Origin of the sequence: Pseudomonas sp. AKS31 (assembly GCF_023634765.1) — a bacterium.
In the GTDB taxonomy this organism is placed as follows: Bacteria; Pseudomonadota; Gammaproteobacteria; order Pseudomonadales; family Pseudomonadaceae; genus Aquipseudomonas.
Genome location: NZ_JAMLFX010000008.1, coordinates 282,828 through 305,785, shown reverse-complemented (window position 1 = coordinate 305,785; position 22,958 = coordinate 282,828). Strand labels below are relative to the sequence as shown.

19 protein-coding genes and 1 pseudogene are annotated in these 22,958 nt (G+C 59.6%); 10 read left to right on the top strand and 10 right to left on the bottom strand.

Going from position 1 to position 22,958, the window contains the following annotated elements:
- Positions 1-305 precede the first annotated feature (305 nt).
- From M9827_RS20530 to M9827_RS20515, 4 genes are all read left to right on the top strand, one after another.
- A complete protein-coding gene (locus M9827_RS20530; RefSeq protein WP_250606871.1) occupies positions 306-779 on the top strand; it encodes a hypothetical protein in 474 nt (157 codons plus the stop codon).
- 588 nt (positions 780-1,367) lie between these two features.
- Complete coding sequence (locus M9827_RS20525; protein WP_250606870.1) at positions 1,368-1,739, top strand: DUF6124 family protein; 372 nt, start codon at positions 1,368-1,370, stop codon at positions 1,737-1,739.
- 165 nt (positions 1,740-1,904) lie between these two features.
- Complete coding sequence (relB, locus tag M9827_RS20520) at positions 1,905-2,123, top strand: type II toxin-antitoxin system RelB family antitoxin (RefSeq protein ID WP_250606880.1); 219 nt, start codon at positions 1,905-1,907, stop codon at positions 2,121-2,123.
- 96 nt (positions 2,124-2,219) lie between these two features.
- A complete protein-coding gene (locus M9827_RS20515) occupies positions 2,220-2,696 on the top strand; it encodes a magnesium and cobalt transport protein CorA (protein ID WP_250606869.1) in 477 nt (158 codons plus the stop codon).
- Positions 2,697-2,840: 144 nt separating this feature from the next.
- Here the strand turns inward: M9827_RS20515 and M9827_RS20510 are convergent, their stop codons facing one another.
- From M9827_RS20510 to M9827_RS20495, 4 genes are all read right to left on the bottom strand, one after another.
- The gene (locus M9827_RS20510; RefSeq protein ID WP_250606868.1) at positions 2,841-4,292 is read right to left on the bottom strand and encodes a curlin; all 1,452 of its coding nucleotides are present in this window, start codon (positions 4,290-4,292) and stop codon (positions 2,841-2,843) included.
- A gap of 27 nt (positions 4,293-4,319) precedes the next feature.
- Complete coding sequence (locus M9827_RS20505; RefSeq protein WP_128616044.1) at positions 4,320-4,784, bottom strand: curlin; 465 nt, start codon at positions 4,782-4,784, stop codon at positions 4,320-4,322.
- Positions 4,785-4,856: 72 nt separating this feature from the next.
- On the bottom strand, positions 4,857-7,085 hold the full coding sequence (locus M9827_RS20500; RefSeq protein WP_250606867.1) for an Ig-like domain-containing protein: 2,229 nt from the start codon (positions 7,083-7,085) through the stop codon (positions 4,857-4,859).
- 35 nt (positions 7,086-7,120) lie between these two features.
- Positions 7,121-8,467 (bottom strand): hypothetical protein, encoded by a 1,347-nt coding sequence (locus M9827_RS20495; RefSeq protein WP_250606866.1) that lies wholly within the window; start codon positions 8,465-8,467, stop codon positions 7,121-7,123.
- A gap of 422 nt (positions 8,468-8,889) precedes the next feature.
- Here M9827_RS20495 and M9827_RS20490 point away from each other — a divergent pair, with 422 nt between their 5' ends.
- From M9827_RS20490 to M9827_RS20470, 5 genes are all read left to right on the top strand, one after another.
- Complete coding sequence (locus M9827_RS20490) at positions 8,890-10,338, top strand: ATP-binding protein (protein ID WP_250606865.1); 1,449 nt, start codon at positions 8,890-8,892, stop codon at positions 10,336-10,338.
- A 277-nt stretch (positions 10,339-10,615) separates the two neighbouring features.
- Positions 10,616-13,423, top strand: a complete 2,808-nt coding sequence (locus tag M9827_RS20485) for a multicopper oxidase domain-containing protein (protein WP_250606864.1) — start codon at positions 10,616-10,618, stop codon at positions 13,421-13,423.
- Positions 13,420-14,523, top strand: coding sequence for an SCO family protein (locus tag M9827_RS20480; RefSeq protein WP_250606863.1), 1,104 nt, complete (start codon positions 13,420-13,422; stop codon positions 14,521-14,523). Before M9827_RS20485 ends, M9827_RS20480 begins: the two co-directional genes overlap by 4 nt.
- A gap of 94 nt (positions 14,524-14,617) precedes the next feature.
- Positions 14,618-16,111, top strand: a complete 1,494-nt coding sequence (locus M9827_RS20475) for a sensor histidine kinase (protein ID WP_250606862.1) — start codon at positions 14,618-14,620, stop codon at positions 16,109-16,111.
- Positions 16,080-17,510: a sigma-54-dependent transcriptional regulator gene (locus tag M9827_RS20470; protein WP_250606861.1), complete on the top strand. Its 1,431-nt coding sequence runs from the start codon at positions 16,080-16,082 to the stop codon at positions 17,508-17,510. The genes M9827_RS20475 and M9827_RS20470 overlap by 32 nt, the downstream gene beginning before the upstream one ends.
- A 115-nt stretch (positions 17,511-17,625) precedes the next feature.
- Here the strand turns inward: M9827_RS20470 and M9827_RS20465 are convergent, their stop codons facing one another.
- Positions 17,626-17,973, bottom strand: coding sequence for a hypothetical protein (locus M9827_RS20465; protein ID WP_250606860.1), 348 nt, complete (start codon positions 17,971-17,973; stop codon positions 17,626-17,628).
- Positions 17,974-18,036: 63 nt separating this feature from the next.
- Positions 18,037-18,213 (bottom strand): annotated as a pseudogene (locus tag M9827_RS20460) (helix-turn-helix domain-containing transcriptional regulator); the annotation flags it as partial.
- Positions 18,214-18,532: 319 nt separating this feature from the next.
- Between M9827_RS20460 and M9827_RS20455 the strand changes: the two are divergent.
- Positions 18,533-19,330: a class I SAM-dependent methyltransferase gene (locus tag M9827_RS20455; protein WP_250606859.1), complete on the top strand. Its 798-nt coding sequence runs from the start codon at positions 18,533-18,535 to the stop codon at positions 19,328-19,330.
- A gap of 153 nt (positions 19,331-19,483) precedes the next feature.
- Here M9827_RS20455 and M9827_RS20450 read toward each other — a convergent pair whose 3' ends face one another.
- From M9827_RS20450 to M9827_RS20435, 4 genes are all read right to left on the bottom strand, one after another.
- Entirely contained in the window at positions 19,484-20,176 is a 693-nt protein-coding gene (locus M9827_RS20450) for a GNAT family N-acetyltransferase (RefSeq protein WP_250606858.1), read from the bottom strand.
- A gap of 114 nt (positions 20,177-20,290) precedes the next feature.
- The gene (locus tag M9827_RS20445) at positions 20,291-21,082 is read right to left on the bottom strand and encodes a ChbG/HpnK family deacetylase (protein WP_250606857.1); all 792 of its coding nucleotides are present in this window, start codon (positions 21,080-21,082) and stop codon (positions 20,291-20,293) included.
- Positions 21,054-22,238, bottom strand: a complete 1,185-nt coding sequence (locus tag M9827_RS20440; RefSeq protein WP_250606856.1) for a GNAT family N-acetyltransferase — start codon at positions 22,236-22,238, stop codon at positions 21,054-21,056. Before M9827_RS20440 ends, M9827_RS20445 begins: the two co-directional genes overlap by 29 nt.
- Before the next feature lie 4 nt (positions 22,239-22,242).
- Positions 22,243-22,932: a GNAT family N-acetyltransferase gene (locus tag M9827_RS20435; RefSeq protein ID WP_250606879.1), complete on the bottom strand. Its 690-nt coding sequence runs from the start codon at positions 22,930-22,932 to the stop codon at positions 22,243-22,245.
- Positions 22,933-22,958: the final 26 nt, after the last annotated feature.

Sequence of the window (22,958 nt, the reverse complement as noted above, 5' to 3'; positions counted from 1 at the left end):
AGCCTGTAAAGGTGTAAACGATGTCCCCGGTCTAATTTGTAAAGGATGTGCCGGTCTCTACAGTGAGGGCAGCGATCTGAAGTTCGTTTAAAGAAGCGCCTGAATCGGCGGAGCCTTCCCACAAGGTTTTCAGGTTGTCTGTAGGCAACTTTCCGCATCGCAGGACAACATCCTCAGACTCATCAACAGATTTTCCGCGCTGTCTACTGTCAAGGTTGACAGTAGACAGCGTAAAAAGCCGTGCCTACCTTGATCCAGCCAGATTCGTTATCTGGTCACAGGACATGACGATCAAGGAGATGGACATGGTGACTGAATTTGTTTTTCCGAGCGAAGAAAGCCCTTCCTCAGGTTCCCTGCGCGCGAATATCAATGGTGTGGCATTCGTGTCGGATGGTTTGAATTTCGCCTATGACTATCACGTTCCTATGCGGCGGATGTATCTGACGTTGGCCGCTGCTCAGGAAACGCAGGATTCCCAAGGTAAAACTATGGTCAACGTCATTGAGGTTGTATTCAGTGCCGAGATAGAAAACGGTCGCAGTGATATCGTTAACGGGCACGTGGCCGCAGCCTATTCCACAATGAAGAGGGTAGGCGGGACATCCTCAACCCGGATCTTCAACGCCGATGAAGGCTCGTTCGATATAACCTTTGATCGCGAGAAGAATATCTACAAAGGCAAGTTTCACTTCCAGTCAAAAGATGCTGTACATCCCGGTGTTCTGATCAGCGACGGTGAGTTCGATATCACGGGCCGAGACAGCTTTACCATCTAGCTGGAAAGCAGATTTTCCAGCACGCGTCGGCATAATCAGTACCTGTTTCGCGTGAGCGTCCAACGTGTTCGCAAAACGTTTGGGGGCTCGTTCGTCGCCTGATAGAAAGCCTGGTGGTTTGAGAACGGAGAGGCGGCCGGTTTTGGCGTTTTTCGAGACTTGAATTCAACTCGGTAGCGCACGTCGGCGTATCTCTCTCAACCTCCTCGGTCAGTTCCCTCTCCCTCCGGGAGAGGGCTAGGGTGAGGGCTGCGATCTGAAGTGTGTTTAAAGAAGTGTCTGAATCAGCGGAACCTTCCCACAATGTTTTCAGGTTGTCCGTCAGACGTCCGGTCTCTAGCCTGTGTTCGTCGCTGCCAATTCAGCGACCGGGCATGGAAACCCGAAGACACGAGAGAGCAGATACGCCTTTCATAACGTATGCTTGCGCACTTTCATTGTGTGCACTCTGTTATGGCGGTTGTGCGCGGGAGACATTCGTGTCTGCCGGGTTGCTCTCTCCCGGATTTCCAGCCTGCGTACAGCTGCCACCCATTTTTCCTGGAAGTCGAATGGGCTAGCTGCAACTATCAATGAGAGAGAATCACCATGAAAAAACCAACACCCAACCCCCCAGAACCAGACACCAACACCACATCCCCCTACGCCTCAGTCGACAGCAAGAAACTCCACGAAGCCGCCGACCGTGCCCTCGATTTCTACCTCAACCCCACCGCCCACATCATGTCCAGCACCAACGAGCCGGAACCCATGTACCTCGCCAACCCCAGGTACAACACCGAATCCCTGCTGGCCAACGCCAGCGAAACCCTCGGCTCGGCCAGCGAAATGCTCATCAACTTCGCCGCCTCGTTGGAAACTTCACACCGCAAGACAGCACTGGGTATCGCACAAGTCGTCATGCTGGGCGAACTGGCGGTGAATCAAGCCCTTGATCACGTCGAGTTGAAGGATGGCTGATTGATCGTTCCCACGCGCAGCAAAGGAATGCAGCCCTTGACGCTCTGCGTCAAATTCGCGAGTTGGAACGCGGAGCGTCCCGAGAGGCATTCCCACACAGAGCGTTGGAACGATCAAGAACAGAAACCGCGTTTTTACCCTCAGTCCGGAGGCACCACGGATCCCCTGTTTTCCACAACCGTCCCAGAGTTCGAAAGCGAAGAACAAGCCGCCAGCTACGACCGCTGGTTCCGTGCCGAAGTCCAGAAGTCACTCGATGATCCGCGTCCGAACATTCCGCATGAGCAGGTCATGGCAGAGATCGAGGCATTGATGGAGGAACGGCGAATCAAACATGAGGCTCAAGAGGCGTTGCGCGAAAAAGATTTGAAGCCTACAGGTTGATCAATCTCACACGGATCAAGGCAGTCGCCGATACACTGCAAGAGTTACATGTGCATTGATTTACCAGTGACACTCGAAGGGATACCGAGGCAAAGAATGATAGGAAAATTGTTTACAAACAGGCGAGTCAGTCTGTGGCTGGCGGCAGTTCTATCTGTGAATGGGGTGTTGTTGGCTTCAATCGTATTTGGCGGTCATTCAAATCGACACGATATGAAAATGATCAAAACCAAAGAGCCGTTGCTGATCGGAGGACCAAATGGCGACGATAATTTCTATGTCCTGCCTCTGGGCACTACGCTCTACCACGATAAAAGCTTTCCTGAAGGTCACGATCGTTATGTGGTGTATCTGAATCATAAAGGCGCGATTGTTCACGAAGAAGTGCCCATGAAGCCTGAGTATGGTGGTTCTTTCATTGATCCACTCTGGCTGGCAAATGTGGATGCTGATACTTTGAAAGAAATTTTCAAGCGTTTTCCGCTTTCCAAAAAAGATATCGCTGCCGCCATTAAGGCCAATGAATTAACCAAGGATGATCTGGCCGACATTATTCGTTCAATGCCAGATTGATCGACTGTGAGCTGCCGAAGGCTGCGATCTTTTGATCTTCAATAGCAAAATCAAAAGATCGCAGCCTTTGGCAACTCCTACATAGGGCCAAAAAAAACCGCGACCCCCCTCACCAGAGAATCGCGGCTCATCAACACCCAACCCCTACTGCTGCAAAACCGTCGCCTGGTTAGCCGACCCAAACTGCTGAATGTTCGCCGTCTGCGTCACGCCACTCTGATCTACATTGGCAATGTTCCCCGTGCCGCCCTGGGTCACATATGCCACGTTCATCGTGTCCGCCTGCTTCACCGTGATCATGTTGTCGCTGCCATACAACTGCGCGGTATACGCCTGGTTGCCAGTCCCCGACTGATCGAAATCAGCACTGTTCCCCGTGCCATTCGAAGAACCTTGCACCAGGTTGCCCGTCCCGCGTTGATCCGAAATCAGAATGTTGTCGCTACCATTCTGATCAAAATACAGCTCGTTATACGACTCCGCCTGACTGACCGTGGTCTTGTTGCCAGTCCCGGTCTGATGCGTGGTCATCACATGCCCGACGCCATCCTGAGTGAAGTTGGCGATGTTGCCACTGCCAGCCTGGGTGACGGTCGCACGTTGGTTGCTGCCGAACTGCCCACCTGACTGCGGGCCTTTCCAGTTGCTGGCGTAGACCTTGTTGTCGTTGCCGACGGAGGTGGCGCTGAGTACATGGCTGTCGCCGTTCTGATAGGTGAAGTGCACGTTGCCGTTACCGACCTGATACAGCGCCAGTGTCGAGTTGACCGATTCGAATTGGTCGGCGTAGATGGCGTTTGTATTCCCGACCTGGGTGACGGCGGCGGTGTTGTTTTCGCCGAAGCTTTGGTCGACCACGGTTTCGTTGCTGTCGCCGTACTGGTTGACGGTGGCTTGGCTGGCCAGTTGCGCGTCTTGCCAGATTTCCGTGCCGTTGAGGTTGCCGAACTGGTTGATCGTGATGTTGCCACCCGTGCCGTTGCGCTGGTCGCCGTAGGCGTAGTTGCCTTCGCCGGCCTGGTTGATGCCGATCTGGCCGCCGTTGTGCAGCACTTGTTCGGCGGTGCCGTAGTTGGCAGTGCCATATTGAGTAATGACTGAACTGTTGCCGCTGCCTTCATAAAGTTGCTCGATGTTGGCTTCGTTGCTGTCACCGAACTGGAAGGTTTTGCCTTCGCTGCCGTTCTGCGAGTCCTGGTAGACGAACGAGAAGTTGCCGGTGCCTTGCTGTTGTTGCAGCGCATTGTTGGGTGAGCCGAAACCGAGGGACTGGCTGGCGTGGGCAGTGTTGAAGGCGCCGGTCTGTTGCTGGGTGATGGTGGCGTTGTCTTCGTAAAGTTGTTCGGCGTAACCGGCGTTGTAGTCGCCGACCGCGTCCTGGGTGATCACGCTGCTGGCGTGGTCTTGCACGGCGGCGGCGTCGTTGCCTTGGCCCAGTTGGGTCTGGGTGGCGGTGCTGAACGGTGCCTGGGTCTGTTTCACATCCGCGATGTTGGCGGTACCGACCTGGCTTTGGTTGGACAGGCTGTCGTCGGCCATGGCCTGGGCACTGATCATGACCAGGAGGGCGGCGGTGAGGGGCGTCAGTTTGAACATGATGATCTCTCCGATGATTTGCAGTGCTTAGCGGTATTGCTTGACCGAAACGCTCATGCCGTTGCCCGACTGGGTCACGGCGCTTTGCAGCCCCGCGCCGGCCTGCTCGATGCTGGCGTCGTTGTTGTTGCCGTTTTGCGAAATCTGCGCGCGGTTGTGGCTGCCGTTTTGGGTAATGGAAGCGGCGTTGCCGGAACCGTTCTGGTTGATCAGCGCCATCAGGTCGCTGCCCTGTTGCAGGATGTACGCTTCCTGATTGCTGCCCGACTGCACGATCTGCCCGAGCAGCGACTGACCGTTCTGTTGCAGCAGGGCGACGTTGGCCTGGCCGAGCTGGTCGATCAGGGCTTGCTGACCCACGGGTGGGGGCAGTTCGCCGAGGTCGCTGCTGGTCGGGGCCAGGTCGTCGTTTTCCATCAGGTCGTCGGCGCGCACGCCTGCACTGCTGCACAACACAAGCAGGCAAAGCAGGGCGGCGGTCGGCGTGTTCATGGCTTACATCCTGTCAGGCGTTAACCGGTTCGAAGTCAGCCCCAGCCACCCGGAAGTGTCTGGGGATCAGGCCTACAGCGTGGTCACCGAGACCGTGCGCACGGTGCCCTGGGACGAACGGATCGTCGCAGTCGGGTTGGCCGATGGCACGACCAGCGTGTTGTTCAGCGTCAGCCGCCAGCGTCCGGTCAACGGCACCGTGGTGGTGCCAAGGGTGACCAGCCCGGACGGGGTGGTGACCTGCACGGTGATGGTGTTGCCGGTGGTCACTGACGAGGTGCCGGTGAAGTCCCAGTTGAACCGTCCGCCGGAGCGTGCCTGCACCGTGGAGGCAGTGACGGTGAACGTTTCCGCTGCTGGCCGTGGCGACACTTGCACGGTGACCGTAGCCGGGGTCGACAGGGCGCCGAAGCTGTCCCGGGCGATGTAGGTGAAGGTCGTGGTGAATGCGGTGGTCACGGTGGCCGGTGGGGTGTAGGTGATCACCGTACCGTTGCTGCTGACCGTGCCGCGTCCAGCGGCGGGTTGGGTCAGGCTGGCGACGGCCAGCGGCACGTTGCCTTCCGGATCGGTGTCGTTGGCCAGCACGTTGATCGGGATCGCTACGCCCAGGGTGGCGACGCTGTCGGCGACGGCGGTCGGTGCCTGATTCGGTGCGACGGTGATCGTCACCGTCGCCGGGTTGGCCGAGGCCAGACCTTTGGCGTCCTGTGCCTTGTAGGTGAAGGTCGTGGTCAGTGGCGCGTTGACTACCGCTGGCGGGGTGTAGACCACCGATGTGGTGCCGTTGAGGGCGACGGTGCCTTGACCGGCAGCTGGTTGAGTCAACGCGGTGATGCCCAGCGGATTGTCACCATCAGGATCGCTGTCGTTGGTCAACACGCTGAGGGTGATTGGCACGCCGAAGCTTGTGCTGCCGCTGTCGGCGTTAGTGATCGGCGCCTGGTTTTCACCAGTGTCTGGCGCGGTGCCGACCACGACGACCGCTTCGGTGTCACCACCGCCAGCGGCGGATTTCACCGTCACGGTGGCCGGTGGCTGAGTCAGGTCGGCGACTGTGATGCGTTGCAGGGTGCCGGACTTCGACAGACGTCCATAACCTTGGGCGACCATGTCCGGGATCGCCACTTCATCGCTCGAAGTGGCCTCGATCAGCAGGCTGTGGTTGGCCCAGTTGTAGCGCGCCGTCTGCACTTTCACCACGTCGGTGAGCTTGGCCGATACCGCCGTCGGCCGGGTAGTGCCGGTCGGGTTGGTGGCGGTCACTACCACCACCGGTGGGACTGCACCGGTACCCAGGCGATGACCGAAGAACAGACCGTTGTTGTCACCCAACAGACTGGTCTGGCACGGCGTTGGTGGTGGGCCGGGGAGCAGCGCCACGGTTTCGCGCATGCACAGGGTCGAGCTGCTGTCAGCCTTGGCGAACACCTCGGCACGCACTCCGGCCGATGTGCGGCGATAGGTGGCGCGGTCGATTTCAACCTGGGTCTGCTGACGGCTGTCGAGCACTTTGCCGGACAGGCTGAACACGTTCGACTGGATCGTCCCGGCCGGCCCGGTGATGCGCAGGAAGTTGGTGTTGAACGGGCTGCCGGTTACTGCTTCGGTGAGGTTAGGGTCGCCGACGAAGGTTTCCGTGGCGCCGGTGTCCGGGTTCACTTCGGTGTAGGGGCCATTGACGCTGCGCAGGAACGGCCCGATTGCGCCACCGACGGCACCGGTGAAATTGCCCGGTGCGCCGATGCCGATGTCGCGGGTGATATTGATCGCGCGCCGACCGGGCGCGGTGACGTTGACCGTTTCCACGCCGTAGGGGTGAGTGATCGTATAGGTGCCGGCAAGGGGCACGTTCACCCGGATGCGAATCCGCGCAAAGCTTTGTTGATCGCCATCGGCCGGATTTTCCGAGGCGAACGCCGCTTCGATCCCGGCGACATAGGCGTCCACGCCATAACCGGCAGCGTTGTCGGCGATCGTGTTTTCGGCCAGAAACCAGAAGGCCTCCGGCGGCCAGTTGTCCGGGAAGATCATCGGCTGGGCGTCGTCGTAGATACCCGGCTCGGCCAGGAGAATGCACATGTAGGCCGGCGGCGTGGTCGCCGCAACGCGTGAACTGGCAGCACGCGACTGGCACAGTTCCATCGATAGCTGATTTTCGTCCTGATACCACATCGGGAATTTCCCGGTGGCGAAGGTGTAGGGGCCGGGGTCGACGGCGGCGAGTTGCGCGTACGCACTGCCGGTCAGCGAGAGAGCGAGCCCGAGCGCGTTGAGCGCGAAGCGTGGCCACTTGTTCATGATGCCTCCTGATGCGGATCTGGGCATGTGAGCGTTCATTGCACGATGACCACTTCTTCGGTATCGCTGCCGCCGTTGGACGACGTCACGCGGACCTTGGCCGGAGGGATCGGTGAGATCCCGGTGGCCAGGGTTTTCACTGCGCCGTCGCCGCCCAGCGCACCGATGGCGGCGCCGCTGCCGGAGGTGGCGGTGAGTACCGGCGGCGAGGTTTCGTCACTGGTCGAGGCCACTACGGTCAGTTGTCCGGAGCTGAGGCTGTATTGCGCGCTCTGGATCACCACCAGGTCGGTCAGGGTCATGGGCAGGGTGGTCGGCGTGCTGCTGGCGATGGCCAGGTGGTTGTCGGCGGTCACCTGCAAGGTGGTTGGCAAGGTGGGGTTGACCGAGGACTGCGCGTACCAGCTGCCGGTGCTGTTGGCTTCGGTCATGTTCAGCACCGGTGTGCTGCTGGTGACGGCCGCCGTGCCCGGAGCAGGCGGGGCAAGGACAAACACGTCTTGCTGCGCCACCGGTGCGCTGTCGCCGGCCTTGCGTGAGTAGGTGCTGCGCTGCGGGATCATCGGTGTTGGCCGCACGACGGTCGACAACTTGCCGGAGACGGCGAAAGTGGTGGTGCGCAAGTCCAGCCCGTTCGGGCCTTCGATGCGTACGAAGTTGGTGTTGAACGGGCTGCCGGTGACCGCCTCGCTGAGGTTGGGGTCGCCGACGAACTGTTCGGCGGCCCCGGTCAGCGGGTTGGTTTCGGTGTACGGACCATTGACGCTGCGCAGGAACGGGCCGATATCACCCTTGAGCGCGCCGTCATAGGTTTGCGGCGTGCCGATGCCGATGTCGCGGGTCATGTTGATTGCGCGGCGCCCGGGGGTATCGATGTTGAACACCTCGACGCCATACGGGTGGGTGATGACATAGGTGCCGGCGGTGGGCACATCGACGCGAATACGGATCCGCGCGAAGCTGACCTGATCGCCTTCCACCGGTTCTTCAGCGGCGAATGCGGCTTCGATGGCGCTGACGTAGCCCAGATCAATTCCCCTTGCGGCGTCAACGAGGGCCGTTTCGCCGGTGAACCAGAACGCTTCGTCGGGAAAGTTTGTCGGGAAGACAATCGGTTGCGCGTCATCGAACACACCGGGGGTCGGCAGCAGCGAGCACATGTACGACGGCGCGCCAGGGGCGCTGGGTACTCGGGAGCTGAGCGCTTTGGACAGGCACAGATCCAGGGTGCGACCGTGTGAGTCCTGATACCAACTGGCGAAGCCGCCGTTGGCCGGCGTGTACGGGCCCGGATCAACAGCAAACAAAGCGGCCTGAGCGATGCCCTGGGCCAAGGCGCTCACGACCAGGACGGTCGCGGTTTTGGACAGTAAAGGGTGCATGAGTTAATCCCTCTATCAAAGTACCTGCCCCTTGGGGATGGGTCAGTTGCACAGGGCCTGTACACCTTCCATGCCAAGGTGCGGTGAATGGGCGGGAGAGGGCCGGGGTAGAGGGCTTTTGCGGTTGGAAAGCCCTGGATGGGATAGCTGGGGAAAGGGCGTCATTCCCCAGAATCGGGGACGGTGGGGATGCCCTTCATGGCCCGCCGTACACAAAACCCCTGTAGGAGCTGCCCAAGGCTGCGATCTTTTGATCTTGATTCAAAAACAGGATCAAAAGATCGCAGCCTCGTTTCACTCGACAGCTCCTACAGGGATCGGGGGTGAGTTTGGGAGGTGCAACCGGGTCGATATCCCCGCATCCGGGCAAACCCCCACCCGTGGGCTATAACCCTATAGGGACGTATCGGGAAGTCGCCGCCATGAACATGCAGTCGAAATCGCTACCGGTCGAGGAGGGCCATCTACGGTTGGGCTCGCACAAGCAACCGTTCAACCTGCTGCGCTGGTTTTCGCTGATCAGCATGGCGGTGATCGGCACCGTGGCCATCGCACTTGGCGCGGTTTCAACGCGTTTCGTGATCGATGAGAGCGTGCAGCGCGATGCCTTGCTCACCGCGCAGTTCATCCAGGCCATCGCGTCCGCCGAAGTGCGCCACGTGTCGATTCCCAACATCCGTACGATGGGCGAATTGCTCGATCCGCGTCAGGACAAGGACTTTCCCGATGTCGACCCACAGGCCCGGGCCGGGGCGCGGGGTGAATTTCTCGATCACATCGAGCACCTGCCGGACGTAATCCTCGCCAACATTTACGCGCCGGATCGCCAAGTGATCTGGTCGACCAATCCCGCGCTTATCGGCACCAGCATTCATGCCGATGAAGACCTCGATCGCTCCTTCAACGAAAAGATTCCGGTCTCCGCCAGCTACCACGACGTCGACAAGGCCCGGGAGGAACAGAAGTTCGTCATCCCGCCGGATTACATCTTTATCGAAAACTACATTCCGCTGTTCGACGCCGAGGGCAAGAACGTCACGGCGATGGTCGAGATCTACAAGGAACCCAAAGACCTGATTGCGCGCATGGAGCGCGGTTTGACCCTGATCTGGCTGGCCACTGCACTCGGCGGCGGGCTGATTTACCTGGGCCTGTACTGGATCGTGCGGCGCGCGGCGATTCTGCTCGCCGCCCAGCAAAAACAACTGATCGCCAATGAAACCTTTGTCGCGCTGGGCGAGATGTCCTCAGCGGTGGCGCACAGTTTGCGCAATCCGTTGGCGACCATCCGCTCCAGCGCCGAACTGGCGCTGGAGTTCGATGCCGGCCCGGCCGAAAAGAACATCAAGGACATCATCGGCCAGGTCGATCGCATGTCGAAATGGGTGCGCGAACTGTTGCAATCGCTGCGTCCACTCAACGATGACCCGGAACCGGTGAATCTGGTAGCTGCGCTGCACGAAAGCCTCGTCGCCTTCGAACAGCAGATCGCCAGGGCCGGGGTGACAGTGATGTTTCATCCGCAGCACACGCCGATGGTGCTCAGTCAGCCGGTGCAGTTGGCGCAGATCCTCAACAGCCTGTTGGCCAATGCTCTGGAGGCGATGGACAAGGGGGGCACGTTGACCGTCAGCCTGGAACCGAGCGGCGACGGCGGCGTGTGTGTGGTGCTCAGCGACACCGGCAAAGGCATGAACGAAGAACAACGGACCATGGCGTTCCGGCCGTTTTTCACCACCAAATCGGGTGGCTTGGGCGTCGGCCTGGTGCTGGTCAAACGCATCATGGAACGCTTCGGCGGCGGCGTAACCCTCGACAGCCGCGAAGGCGAGGGCACTACCGTTCGCCTGGCCTTTCAACTGGTCCCCTGATTCACACCTTCCCCCTGTAGGAGCTGCCGAAGGCTGCGATCTTTTGATCTTGATCTTAAAAACCAAGATCAAAAGATCGCAGCCTTCGGCAGCTCCTACACAGGTTTATAAACGCCGCAAAAATTTATGAACTTCCCCCATCACTGGGTGTCAAGCCCCGGTCACCGGGGAGTGGGGAAACCCACAGACCTTCCAAGCCCCTGTTACAACTGGAAATAATTTCTTGGCGCACTAGTTGCAAAACACCATCACCCCTTCCTTGATGAGGCGGCTGGTGATGGACAGAGCAACGCGTGACCCAAGCAATACCTTCCGGTTGACGCCACTGAGCGTCTTTCTGATGTTGACCCTCGGCACCATGGCCGGCGTTCATGCCAGTCCGATCGATGACGAGCGCCAGCCAGAAACCTCCGACCCGTCGGCCTACTACGACGAGCCGGCGGATGAACCGACCGCACTCAACGCCATCCTGAGCATGCCCGAGGCCAACGAAGATTCCTTCGACCTGCCCGACGGGGTCAAAGGCACACGGGACTCGACCCGCACGGAAAACGTTCTGCCGCCCACCGTGCAGACCAGTTTCAACTACCCCACCAATGGCAAACCCAGCCCGCTTTATGGCGCACAGCCGTTCAGCCAGCAGTTACTGCTGTTCGAGGAATTCGGCCCGGAAAAACTCGACCCGACCACACCGGCAGCGCCATTGCCCTTTCCGCCCGCCGCGATTGGCCCGGCACCTGCGCAGGACCCGAACAACATCGCCCGCAGCGCGCCACCCGGCACAGCGCTGGATGCGTTCTTGCGCCAACCGGGGCTGACGCCGTTTCCCAGTCAGTTTTCCAACGTGGTCGACCGCAACCCGTGGCAGGCGCAGATTGAAGTGTTCCTCAACCGTCACATCGGCTCCTCCGCGGAAGGACGGCCACCTGGAAAAGGCTGGTCGCATCAGCGCTGGAACGAGTTCTACCCGCAAGTCGCCTACAAAACCGTGCAGACCGGTGCGCGCCTCAACGGCGGCCTGCGTGACAGCCGACAAATGCACGGCTACGCCATGGGCGAATTCGGCCCCGGCGGTCTGTACCACAACGTCGCCGGCGTACCGGCGACCGATGGCACCGCCAAAGGCGTCGACCCGCGCTTCCACCCGAACATGCCCGTGCAAAACCACAACGCGGTGTGGACCTTCGACGGCACGCTGCCGCCAAAACTGTTAATGGTGCGCTACGGCCAACCGGTGATGATGCGGCACTACAACGGCTTGCCGATCGACCCGTCGGCCAACCGTGGTTTCGGTCTGCACACCATCAGCACCCACGAGCACAACGGTCACGCGCCGGCAGAAAGCGACGGTTATGCCAACGCGTTCTTCTTCCCCGGCCAGTACTACGATTATCGCTGGCCGATCCAGCTCGCCGGTTACGACAGCATCAACACCAAAGCCGAAGACCCACGCGCTGCGTTCCCCTGCGCGCCGGGTGAAACCCTGTGGGTCAATGACATGGCTCCGGCGAAGAAGACCTGTGATAACGGCACCATCAAGATCCGGGGCGACTGGCGCGAAACCATGAGCACCCACTGGTTCCACGACCACATGCTCGATTTCACCGCGCAGAACGTCTACAAGGGCAACGCGGCGATGATGAACTATTACAGCGCGCTGGATCGCGGCAACGAGTCGGTCAACGACGGCGTCAACCTGCGCTTCCCCAGCGGCAGCGCCTTGCCGTGGGGTAACCGCGACTATGACGTCAACCTGGTGTTTGCCGACAAGGCCTGGGATCAACAAGGCCAATTGTGGTTCAACCCGTTCAATACCGACGGCTTCATCGGCGATCAGGTGCTGGTCAACTGGCAGTGGAAACCGGCCCTCGACGTGCGCGCACGCAGCTATCGCTTTCGCATCCTCAACGGCTCGGTGTCGCGCTACTTCAAACTGGCGCTGGTGCGGGAGATCAAAGGCAGTGGCGGTGAATTCCAGGGGCCGAAAAACTCCGGTGTGACGTACAGCCGCGTGCCGTTCCACATGATCGCCAACGACGGCAACATCATGGAACACAGCGTGCCGTTCGACGGCAGCATGGACCTCGACGCCGACGGCGATAAACAGAACCACAACGCGATCCTGCCGACCCAGGGCATCGCTGAGCGTTTCGACATCATCGTCAACTTCGCAAAAAACGGCATCAAGCCCGGCGACAAACTGTTTTTCCTCAACCTGCAGGCGCAGGACGACGGCAAAGGCCCGAAAGAAGTGATCCCGCTGGCGGACGTGCTCTCGGAGAAATACCTGCCGGTCATCAAGCAGACCAGCAATGGTCCGCAGTGGGACAGAGGGGACCCGGCGGTGGGCAAGGTCTTGCAGCTCAACGTCAAGGCCTACACCGGTCAGGATCTGGCGATGAACCCGGCGGCTTACGAACCGGCCAAACCGGGCAAGGCTGAAGGGCTGGTGATGATCCCGCTGAAGATCCATCGCGACAATGCTGCCGACAAGGCACTGCTGGCCAAGGCCCGTCACCGCACCTTCACCTTTGGCCGTACCGACGGCACCGATGAGGCGCCGTGGACGGTCAAGACCGATGGCGGTTTCGGCTACCACATGGACCCACGGCGCCTGAACGCCTCGACTCAATTGTCCAGCGGCCCGACCGATGCCGGTGTCACCGGGTTCGGTACGCTGGAGGTATGGAACATCAAGGCCGGCGGCAAGGGCTGGAGCCATCCGGTGCACGTGCACTTCGAAGAGGGGATCATCCTCAGTCGCGGCGGCAAGGCGCCGCCGGAATGGGAAAAATGGGCGCGCAAGGACGTCTATCGCATCGGTTCGGAAATCGATGGGCTGGACAGCGTCGAGATGGCGATCAACTTCCGCGAATTCGCCGGGACGTACATGGAGCATTGTCACAACACCCAGCACGAAGACAACTCGATGCTGCTGCGTTGGGACCTTGAGAAACCCGGGCAACTGCAGTTGATGCCGACGCCTCTGCCAAGCTGGGACGGCGTGCGCTACGTCAACTCCGCCGCGCTGCCTACCTTCCGCAACGGTGACGGCATGGGCCCACAAGTGGTGGTCAAGCCATGAACCGCCGCCACGGTGACAGCCAACCGCTGTATACCCCGCGCTCCCGGGCGCTGGGCATGCACCTGGTGCTGGTGCTGGTGGCCTGCGTGCTCGGCAGCCGTGTGCTGCTGGCACACCAGGCGGGCGTCGACGCAGCGGCAGCTGCCAGCGAATCTGCCACCCCGTGGGGTAGCGACTATTTCCCCAACACCCTGCTGACCGATCAGGACGGTCGGCAGGTGCATTTTTTCGATGACCTGATCAAAGACAAAGTGGTGGTGATCAATTTCATCTTCACCTCGTGCAGCGACTCTTGCCCACTGGAAACCGCGCGCCTGCGCCAAGTGCAAAAACTGCTCGGAGATCGAGTCGGCCAGGACATTTTCTTCTACTCGATCAGCATCGACCCACTCAGCGACACCCCCGAAGTGCTCAAGGCCTATGCGCAGCGCTTCAAGGTCGACCCGGGCTGGAGGTTTCTCACTGGCGAATTCGCCGACGTCATTGACTTGCGCAAAAAACTCGGGCTGTTCATCGAAGGCGTCGACAACGGTCGCAACAAGGATCACAACCTCAGCCTGATCGTCGGCAACCAGACCACCGGGCGCTGGATGAAAGCCTCGCCGTTCGAAAATCCGTGGATCCTCGCCGATCAACTGGCCAACACCTTGCAGAACTGGAAACAGCCGAGCATCGAAGAGAGTTACGCCAACGCCCCGGACATTCGCCCGCCGAGCAATGGCGAAGAACTCTTCCGCACGCGCTGCGCCTCGTGCCACAGCCTCGGCCCCCTGGACGGCCAGGGCCTCGGCATGCGCAGCATCGGCCCGGACCTGATCGGCGTGACCCGCAACCGCGATCCGCAGTGGCTGAATCGCTGGATCCGTGAACCGGATCGCCTGCTCGCGGAAAAAGACCCGATTGCCCTGCAACTCTACGAACAATTCGAGCGAATTCCGATGCCCAACCTGCGCCTCGACGAGCCATCCGCGCAATCGATCATCGACTTCCTCAGCGACGAAACCGAGCGCCAGCAACCGTCCGCCAATGCCGTCGCCGGCGGTGCATTGACGCCAGTAAAACCGGGCGATCCAGCCGCGACGGTGAGTCAGATGCGGTAGCGGCGAAATAGCATCATTGAACCGTGTGTCGCGGTCAGAGCCACCTACACTGATGGCAGTAACTGGCTCGATACAAAACCTCCAGGGCACTCCCATGCAGCGACTGGAAGCACAACAAACACCTGCGCCGGACACCCCGGCGGCAATGGGCAAGAGCTGGCGCGAACAGTTCAATTTGCTGCGCTGGTTCTCGCTCGCGAGTTTTTTCATCATCGCCGCCGTGGCGGTGGGCCTTGGCTATATCTCAACGCGCTTCGTGGTCACCGAAAGCGTCGAGCGCGATGCGTTGCTAACCGCCCAATTTGTTCAGGCCATCGGCGCGGCGGAAATACGCCATGCCGGCATCACCCCGGCGCGGACAATGGGCGAAATGCTCGATCCGCGTCAGGACGGCAACTTTCCTGATGTCGACCCTGTGTTACAGGCTTCGGCGCGTATCGAATTTCTCGACCATGTCGAACACCTGCCGGACATTCTGCTGGCCACGGTGTACGCCTTGGATCGCACGGTGATCTGGTCAACCAACGCTGAGCTTATCGGCGTGCACATCAAGGATGACGACGAACTCGACGAGTCGTTCGAGATGAAAGTGCCAGTGTCCTCCAGCTACCACAAGATCGACGATGAGAAACCCGAGCAGCAGTTGCTGCGCGAACCGAAATACCTGTTCATCGAGAACTACATCCCGATGTTCAACGCCGACAAAAGCAAAGTCGTCGCCATGGTTGAGGTCTACAAGGAGCCGGCGGATCTGGTCGACCGCATCGACCGTGGATTCGCCTCGATCTGGGCCGCCACGTGTTTCGGCGGTGCGGCGATCTTTCTCGCGTTGTTCTGGATCGTCCGCCGCGCGGCGCAACTGCTGCAGAGCCAGCAGCAACAGTTGATCAGCAATGAAACCTTTGTCGCCCTCGGCGAGATGTCCTCGGCGGTGGCGCACAGCCTGCGCAATCCACTGGCGACCATTCGATCCAGCGCCGAACTGGCCCAGGAAATCGCCAGCCCCGGTGCGCAACGCAACATCGGCGACATCATCAGCCAGGTTGATCGCATGTCGCGCTGGGTGCGCGAATTGCTGGTATCACTGCGGCCGATGAATGACGACGGCGAGGCGGTGGATCTGGTGATGGCGGTCGAAGACACCGTTGGCGCCTTCGAAGCATTGATCAAGCGCTGCAACGTCGAAGTGCGCTTCACACCGCAGAATTGCGCGCCGGTCGTCAGCCAGAAGGTGTTGCTCACGCAAATCCTCAATAGCCTGTTTGCCAATGCCCTGGAAGCCATGCCCAAGGGCGGTGTGCTCAGCGTCGAATTCGAATCGCCGCAGCCCGACAGCGTGCGCCTGACCGTGAGTGACACCGGCAAGGGCATGAGCGCGCAGCAGCAGTTGTTGGTGTTCAAACCGTTTTTCACCACCAAACAGGGCGGCCTCGGGGTTGGCCTGGCGTTGGTCAAACGCATCATGGAGCGTTTCGAAGGTTCGGTCGTGCTGACCAGCCGCGAGCAGGAAGGAACCCGCGTCAGTCTCAACTTCAAAGTGGCATCGGGAGGGGAATATGGAACACAGCATTCTGCTGGTCGAGGATGACGAACTGCTGGCCGACAATATTCAGACCTACCTGGAGCGCAAGGACTTCGAGGTGACCGTCTGCCATTCGGCCGAAGACGCGTTGGGGCAACTGGAAACCTTCATGCCGGACATCGTGCTGACCGACAACTCGCTGCCGGGCATGAGTGGTCACGACCTGATCCAGAAGCTGCGCATCAGCGCGCCGGATCTCAAAGTGATCATGATGACTGGCTACGGCAACGTCGAAGATGCCGTGGTGGCGATGAAGGAGGGCGCCTTTCATTACGTCACCAAACCGGTGGCGCTGCCGGAGCTGAAACTGCTGCTCGACAAGGCCCTGGCCACCGAACGGATGGAACGCACGCTGTCGTTCTATCAGGAACGCGAGGCGCAGAAATCCGGGGTGCAGGCGCTGATCGGCGACTCGGCACCGATGCAGTATCTGAAAAACACCATCGGCCAGTTGCTCGACGCCGAGCGGCGCATGGCCAACACCGATCTGCCGCCGGTTTTGGTCGAAGGCGAGACCGGCACCGGCAAGGAACTGGTGGCGCGTGCGCTGCATTTCGATGGGCCGCGTAGCAAAGGCCCGTTTATTGAATTCAACTGCGCGTCGATCCCGTCGAATCTGGTCGAGTCAGAGCTGTTCGGGCATGAGAAGGGCGCGTTTACCGATGCCAAGGATCGTCGTGTCGGGCTGGTGGAAGCGGCGGACGGCGGCACGCTGTTTCTTGATGAGGTCGGCGAAATGGATCTGCTTTTGCAGGCCAAGCTTTTGAAGCTTCTGGAAGACCGCACCATTCGCCGGGTTGGCTCGGTGAAGGAGCGCAAGGTCAATCTGCGGGTGATCAGTGCGACCAATTGCAACCTTGAACAAATGGTCCAGCAGGGCAAATTCCGTCGTGATCTGTTTTTCCGTCTGCGGATCATTTCGATCAAGGTGCCGCGCCTGTACGCGCGGGGTGACGATATTTTGTTGTTGGCCCGGCACTTCCTCGCCAGTCACGGCAAACGCTATGGCAAACCGAATCTGCATTTCAGTCAGCAGGCCGAAGAGCTGCTGCTCAGTTACACCTGGCCGGGCAATGTGCGCGAACTGCGCAATATGCTTGAGCAGACCGTGCTGCTGGCGCCGAGCGACACGATTGCCGCGCATCAACTCAACGTATGCATGAGCCTGGTCGACGAACCGCCGCTGCATATTCATGACACCCCGGTGCACTACGAACCGCGTCCGGCGAGCAATATGGAGTCGATGAACCTGCCGGAAGTCGAACGCGACATGGTGCGCAAAATGCTCGACAAGACTGACTGGAACGTCACCAAATCCGCGCGCTTGCTGGGCCTGAGCCGCGACATGCTGCGCTACCGCATCGAAAAACTCGGCCTCGCCCGCCCTGACAAACGCCAGTGGTAGCGGCCGTACACAATAAATGTAGGAGCTGCCGCAGGCTGCGATCTTTTGATCTTGTTTTAAGATCAAGATCAAAAGATCGCAGCCTGCGGCAGCTCCTACAGTAGGCGTTCGGTATTCAGTGTTGTTGCCGGCTCAAACACTCCAGCACACAACTCGGATCCAGCACCTCGTCATTCACATAAATCCCACGCTCGGCATCGTACGTGCGGATAAACACCCGCACCGTCGCATCCGCCACGGTCGGCAACTGCGAATCGTAGAATTCATGGTCACCCGGAAGCACCACAAAATCCTGCGGCGCCGTATCGTCGTAAGGCTTGGGCGGTGTGGAACTCAGTGAATACGGGGCAGGGTGGGCGAAGGGCTGGTTCGGCCCGTAATAATTGAAATTGCTGTCCAGCGCTTGCGCCTGTGTGGCAGCGAGCAGACAGCCGGTCAACAACAGCCGATCGAGCATTAGCATGGCGGCACCTGCGAGTGCGGTTTTCCCCAAGGCTATTAACTATAGCTGCCCGACATTCAAACAACCGGATGATTGATCACACGCATGCCCCGGTTGTGCACAGGCCTTGAGCACATAGCCGATTGCGCGAAGAAACTCTTCGTTATCCCCGTCTGCAAGAACCTGGGACAGGTATTCGCTGATGGCTTCGTCACTGTCCAGCAATGCTGCCACGTCGAAAATCGTTAACGTCTGGCTCATGGTTAAACCTCCTTAGCCATTTTTTGTGCGCGTCGGATGTCTGCGCTTTGTGAGGATATCCATGTGAGCAGAGTTGAATAGTCAGCCGTGTCCTCTATCTGTTTTGATAATTTGCCGACACTTGTAGGCATGAACACTCAGATATGTAGGAGCTACCGCAGGCTGCGATCTTTTGATCTTGGTCTTTAAAAACAAGATCAAAAGATCGCAGCCTGCGGTAGCTCCTACACGAATTGGCTTACAAGTTTGCAACAACCGCAATTGAAGAGCTGATCTAGACTCGGATCCGCTCAATCACGAGCATCGTCCGGAGTGCGCCATGGAAGTGCCCAACAATAAAACCGCCATCGAAAGCAATCGACAGGCGTGGAACGATTCCGCCCGCCATCATCAGGATTCGCCTGACTGGCAGGCCTTGCTCGGCGAGGTCGCGCAGGCGGATTTCTCTTGTCTTGATGAGACCCTGAGCGGGTTGCTGGAGGTCGACGGTAAGGATGTGATTCAACTGGGCTGCAACAACGGCCGTGAGAGTCTCTCTCTGTTTGCGCTCGGTGCCAGAAGCGTGGTCGGTGTCGATCAATCGACGGCGTTTCTCGATCAGGCGCGTGAGCTGAACCAGCGTTCACCGCACAACGCCGAGTTCATCGAAAGCGATATCCATCATTTGCCGGCGTCCTTGCAGAACCGCTTCGATGTGGCGCTGATCACCATTGGTGTTTTGAACTGGATGCCGGACATCGGCGAGTTTTTCCGCCACGTCGCCTCGACGCTGAAACCGGGCGGCAAACTGGTGATCTACGAAACCCATCCGTTCCTGGAAATGGTCGACCCGGATGCGGAAGATCCGTATCGCCTCGCCAGTTCCTACTTCCGCGCTGAGCCGTTTGTGCAGGAAGAGCCGATTGTCTATGTCGGCAAGGTTGAGCAGCCGGCGGCGAAGTCGTATTGGTTTGTGCATACGCTGGGGGCGATTTTCAGTGGTGCGATCGGGGCAGGGCTGAATATTGCGCACTTCAAGGAGTATGCGCATTCGAACCGGGAAGAGGTGTATGACCGGTATCTGAATCGAGAGGCGCAGATGCCGATGTGTTTTACCCTCATCGCCACCAAGGCCTGATATTTATCGTTGCTGCCACTGGCCTCATCGCTGGCAAGCCAGCTCCCACAGGATTTTGTGTAGTACACAAATAAGCGGTACACCGCAAAACCCTGTGGGAGCTGGCTTGCCAGCGATGGCGGCCTTAAACACGCCACACATTTCAGAACTGGATCAAGCCTGCGCCGCCGCACTCACCACCGGCCGCCCCGGTTTGCGCAACGGTTCCAGCCGCGACCCCTCATACCGTGTTTCCCGGAAGAACTTCCAGCGTCCAAACAGGCAGTACACGTGCATCACACGCCCCTGCTCGTGATAACCCATGCGGATATGCAGCTTCAGCGCCGGAATATTGTGCGTCTCGCACACGTCCACCACCTTGTCGCAGCCCTGCGCTGCCATGGCTTCCCACAGCGCCACCTGCACATCCACGGACAGGCTGCTGCCGAAATAAGCGCGGGTCATCTCACCGCCAAACTCAAAGAACTCACCGGGATTGACCGGGAAGGTGCAGCCGTAATAGTGGCGGTCGTGATAGTCACGAATGCTGCCCCAGATAAACCCGACCGCATGCCCGTCAGCATCGAGGTACATGTGCCCGGTGTGACCCTCGGCGGCTAGTTCCGCCATGGTGCCCACGCGGTCACCAAAATGCTTGGCGAAGGCAATGGCGTTCTCCGGCGTGATGTCGACTTTGCGCAATCCGTCGTAAGGCCGCAGCTTGTGCGGCGGCACCGGGCTGACCAGGTCGCGCTCCATCCACAGCAGCTCCCAGTGGAAGAACACGTAGCGTTTCCACAACGTGCCGAAGGTGCGGCCGAGGCCTTTTTGCCGGATGCGTTCTTGTAGTTTTTCGATGATGCTCATACTGCCCTCCGTGGCCGAAGCCCGGGTGTTGTGGATGGTGCTTTTGTGGGTATAGATCAGCCTTGCCAATTCATTTCAAAGTGCCATCTTGGAAAGTATTGCAAGGTATGTAAGTCAATCGAGCGCCGTGGCACCGCGTAGAAAATCCTTGTTCAGATCAGCGTATGAAACCCGAGCGATGCCCATCAGCCGCTGCTCTAGTACGCGGCTCAGGGACTCATCCGGATTGAGATAGGCGTCACCAAAGTCGGCGCCGAGTTGCGTCGGGTGGGCGACGATTTCCAGCACGCCGTCGGTCGGCGCGCTGTCGTTGCGCAGGTCGATCGGCGTGCACACATAGTCAGCGGTAACCCCCGCCAGACGCTGCAAACGCCAATTGAGCAAACCCTTGAACACACGCTTGGGCAGATTGAGGTTTTGCCCCAGATTGCGCGCCAACCGAATCGGCACCCCTTGATGCGCGGCAAATCGCGCGACGATCTCGCCGATCGGCCAGATGTTGTGCACGTGCTGATGCGAATCGATGTGGCTGGGACGCAGGCCGTGATCGACGCAGCGCTGCCACTGCGCCTGCAACTCTTCGCGCACCGCCTCGCGATCCTCGCGGCCCAGCCAGAAACTGTGGCGCGGCAGGCTGAGGTCGAACACGCCGAAGTCATCGCAGAAAGTACGGCGGGCCAGAATTGCCTGGCTCAGCGGTCGTCCGTAAGTCAGGTTGAAGTGCAGGCCCACCCGGCCTTGCAGGGTCGCATGCCGCGCCATGGCACACGCCGCTTCAAACGCCGGCATGTTGGCCATCGCCGTGGCAGAACTGATGACCCCAGCCTGAAACGCGGCGAAGATCACCGAATTTTCGTTCGGGCTGAGGCCGAAATCGTCAGCGTTGACTATGACTTGGCGAGGCATGTTCGCCCTCCGTGGTGATCGCGACAGGTTTCAGTGGTGGTTTCGCTGGCTCGGCACGTCGTGCCCGCCATGCTTGCACATGCGGTTTGAGTCGATGCCACAGACGCAAACCCAGACCGAGGAGGAGGCCACTCGGGCGCCAGGAATAAAAACTCCAGCGCCAGTGCTCCAGTTGTCCGGTCATGCGTTCGTGCAGTTGATGGCTGGAGTTTTCCAGACTGACCCGCGAGGCATCGATCCAGCGCCAGTTGTCGTCCAGGCCCCAGCGAATCCATTCCTCCAGCAACACCCGGCCGCTGCCCAGATCGGCGTATTGCGGCAGGAACGCGAGGTTGTAATCGTAGAGCCGACCCTGTTCGAGCAGGCCGAGGCGATAGCTGATGCAGCGGCCGTTCAGTTCCAGCGTCACCACCCGCACCAGGCCTTGGCCGGCGAGAGCAGTGAAGGCACGTTCGATCAACTGGCGACTGCGTTCGCCGGCGAAAATCCCCACACCTTCATCACCTTTCCAACTCACCGCTTCGACTTCGCTGATGACCTGCAGCAGCGGCCCCATGCTCAACGCATCGGGAATGATCCGCCGCACTTCGGCACCGCACGCGGCAATCCGTTTGCGCGCCCGGCGCAGCTTGTAACGCGGATCGCCGGAGACTTCCTGATGATCCGCCTCGCTGATCAGATGCACCGGCACCCGACAACTCAAGCGTCGCTCACCGGTGGAGCTGCGCGCCATCCATTCGGTCAGCGTGCTTTCTTCACCGGCAGGTTCGGACAATTCATTGAGTTGCAGCAGCGCATGGGGTACTCGTTGACGAATCAGTAGCAAGGCTTTGCGCATGTCTTCGCCACCAAGCAAAGACAACAGCGCCAAGCGATCCGCCAGCGGATAACCCAAGTGATGCAAAACCCGAAAGGGCACGCCGGCAAAGCGCTCGTGACTCGCCACCAATGGCAGGCACAGACGCAATTCGTCCGCCTCCCACCCCAGCAGGATGTGCAAATGCTCACTCTCGCCAAGGGCCTGCTCGGCCGCGCACAACCAACCAAGGTGGTTGAACGGCGTGTGATCCGTCACCCGCAGGCGCAGCGTTTCATAGGCTGCTTCCGGGAAATTGGCGGCGCACAATGAAGTGCGCCATTCAAATCGCGTCACCATAGGCTCAGGTCGCCGTTGCTGTTACGGGTGGACGGGAAGGTTTGCGCAGCGCTTCCAGACGCGAACCGCTGTAACGGCTTTCGCGATAGAAACGCCAGCGACCGAACAGGGTGTACACATTCATGATTCGGTTTTGCTCGGTGTAGCCCATGCGCAGGTGCAGTTTGAGCGCCGGGATATTGTGGAACTCGCAGACGTCGACAACCTTGTCGCAGCCTTGCGCAGCCATGGCTTTCCACAGCTCCAGTTGCAGATCCACCGACAGTTCGGTGCCCCAATAGGCGCGGGTCAATTCGCCGCCGAACTCGAAGAACTCGCCGGGTTTCACCGGGAACAGGCAGCCGTAATAGTGCCTGTCGAAATAGTCCCGCGAACTGCCCCAGATAAACGCCACCGTGTCGCCCTGATCGTCCAGGTGCATGTGCCCGGTGTGGCCTTCGTTGGCGAGTTCGGCCATGGTGCCGACGCGGTCGCCGAAGTAGCGGGCGAAGGCGCTGGCGTTGTCCGCGGTGATCTTCACCACCCGCAGCGGCGGGTAGGGTTTGAGGTTGTGCGGCGGCACCGGGCTGACGAGGTCGCGCTCCATCCACAGCAGTTCCTGATGGGAAAAGATGTAGTGCTTCCATGCCTTCTTGACGGTGGCAGTGAGTCCTTTCTGCCGCAGGTGTCCAGTCAGTTTGTTGAGCATATTCATGGTGTTCACTCCTGATGACGAGGCAT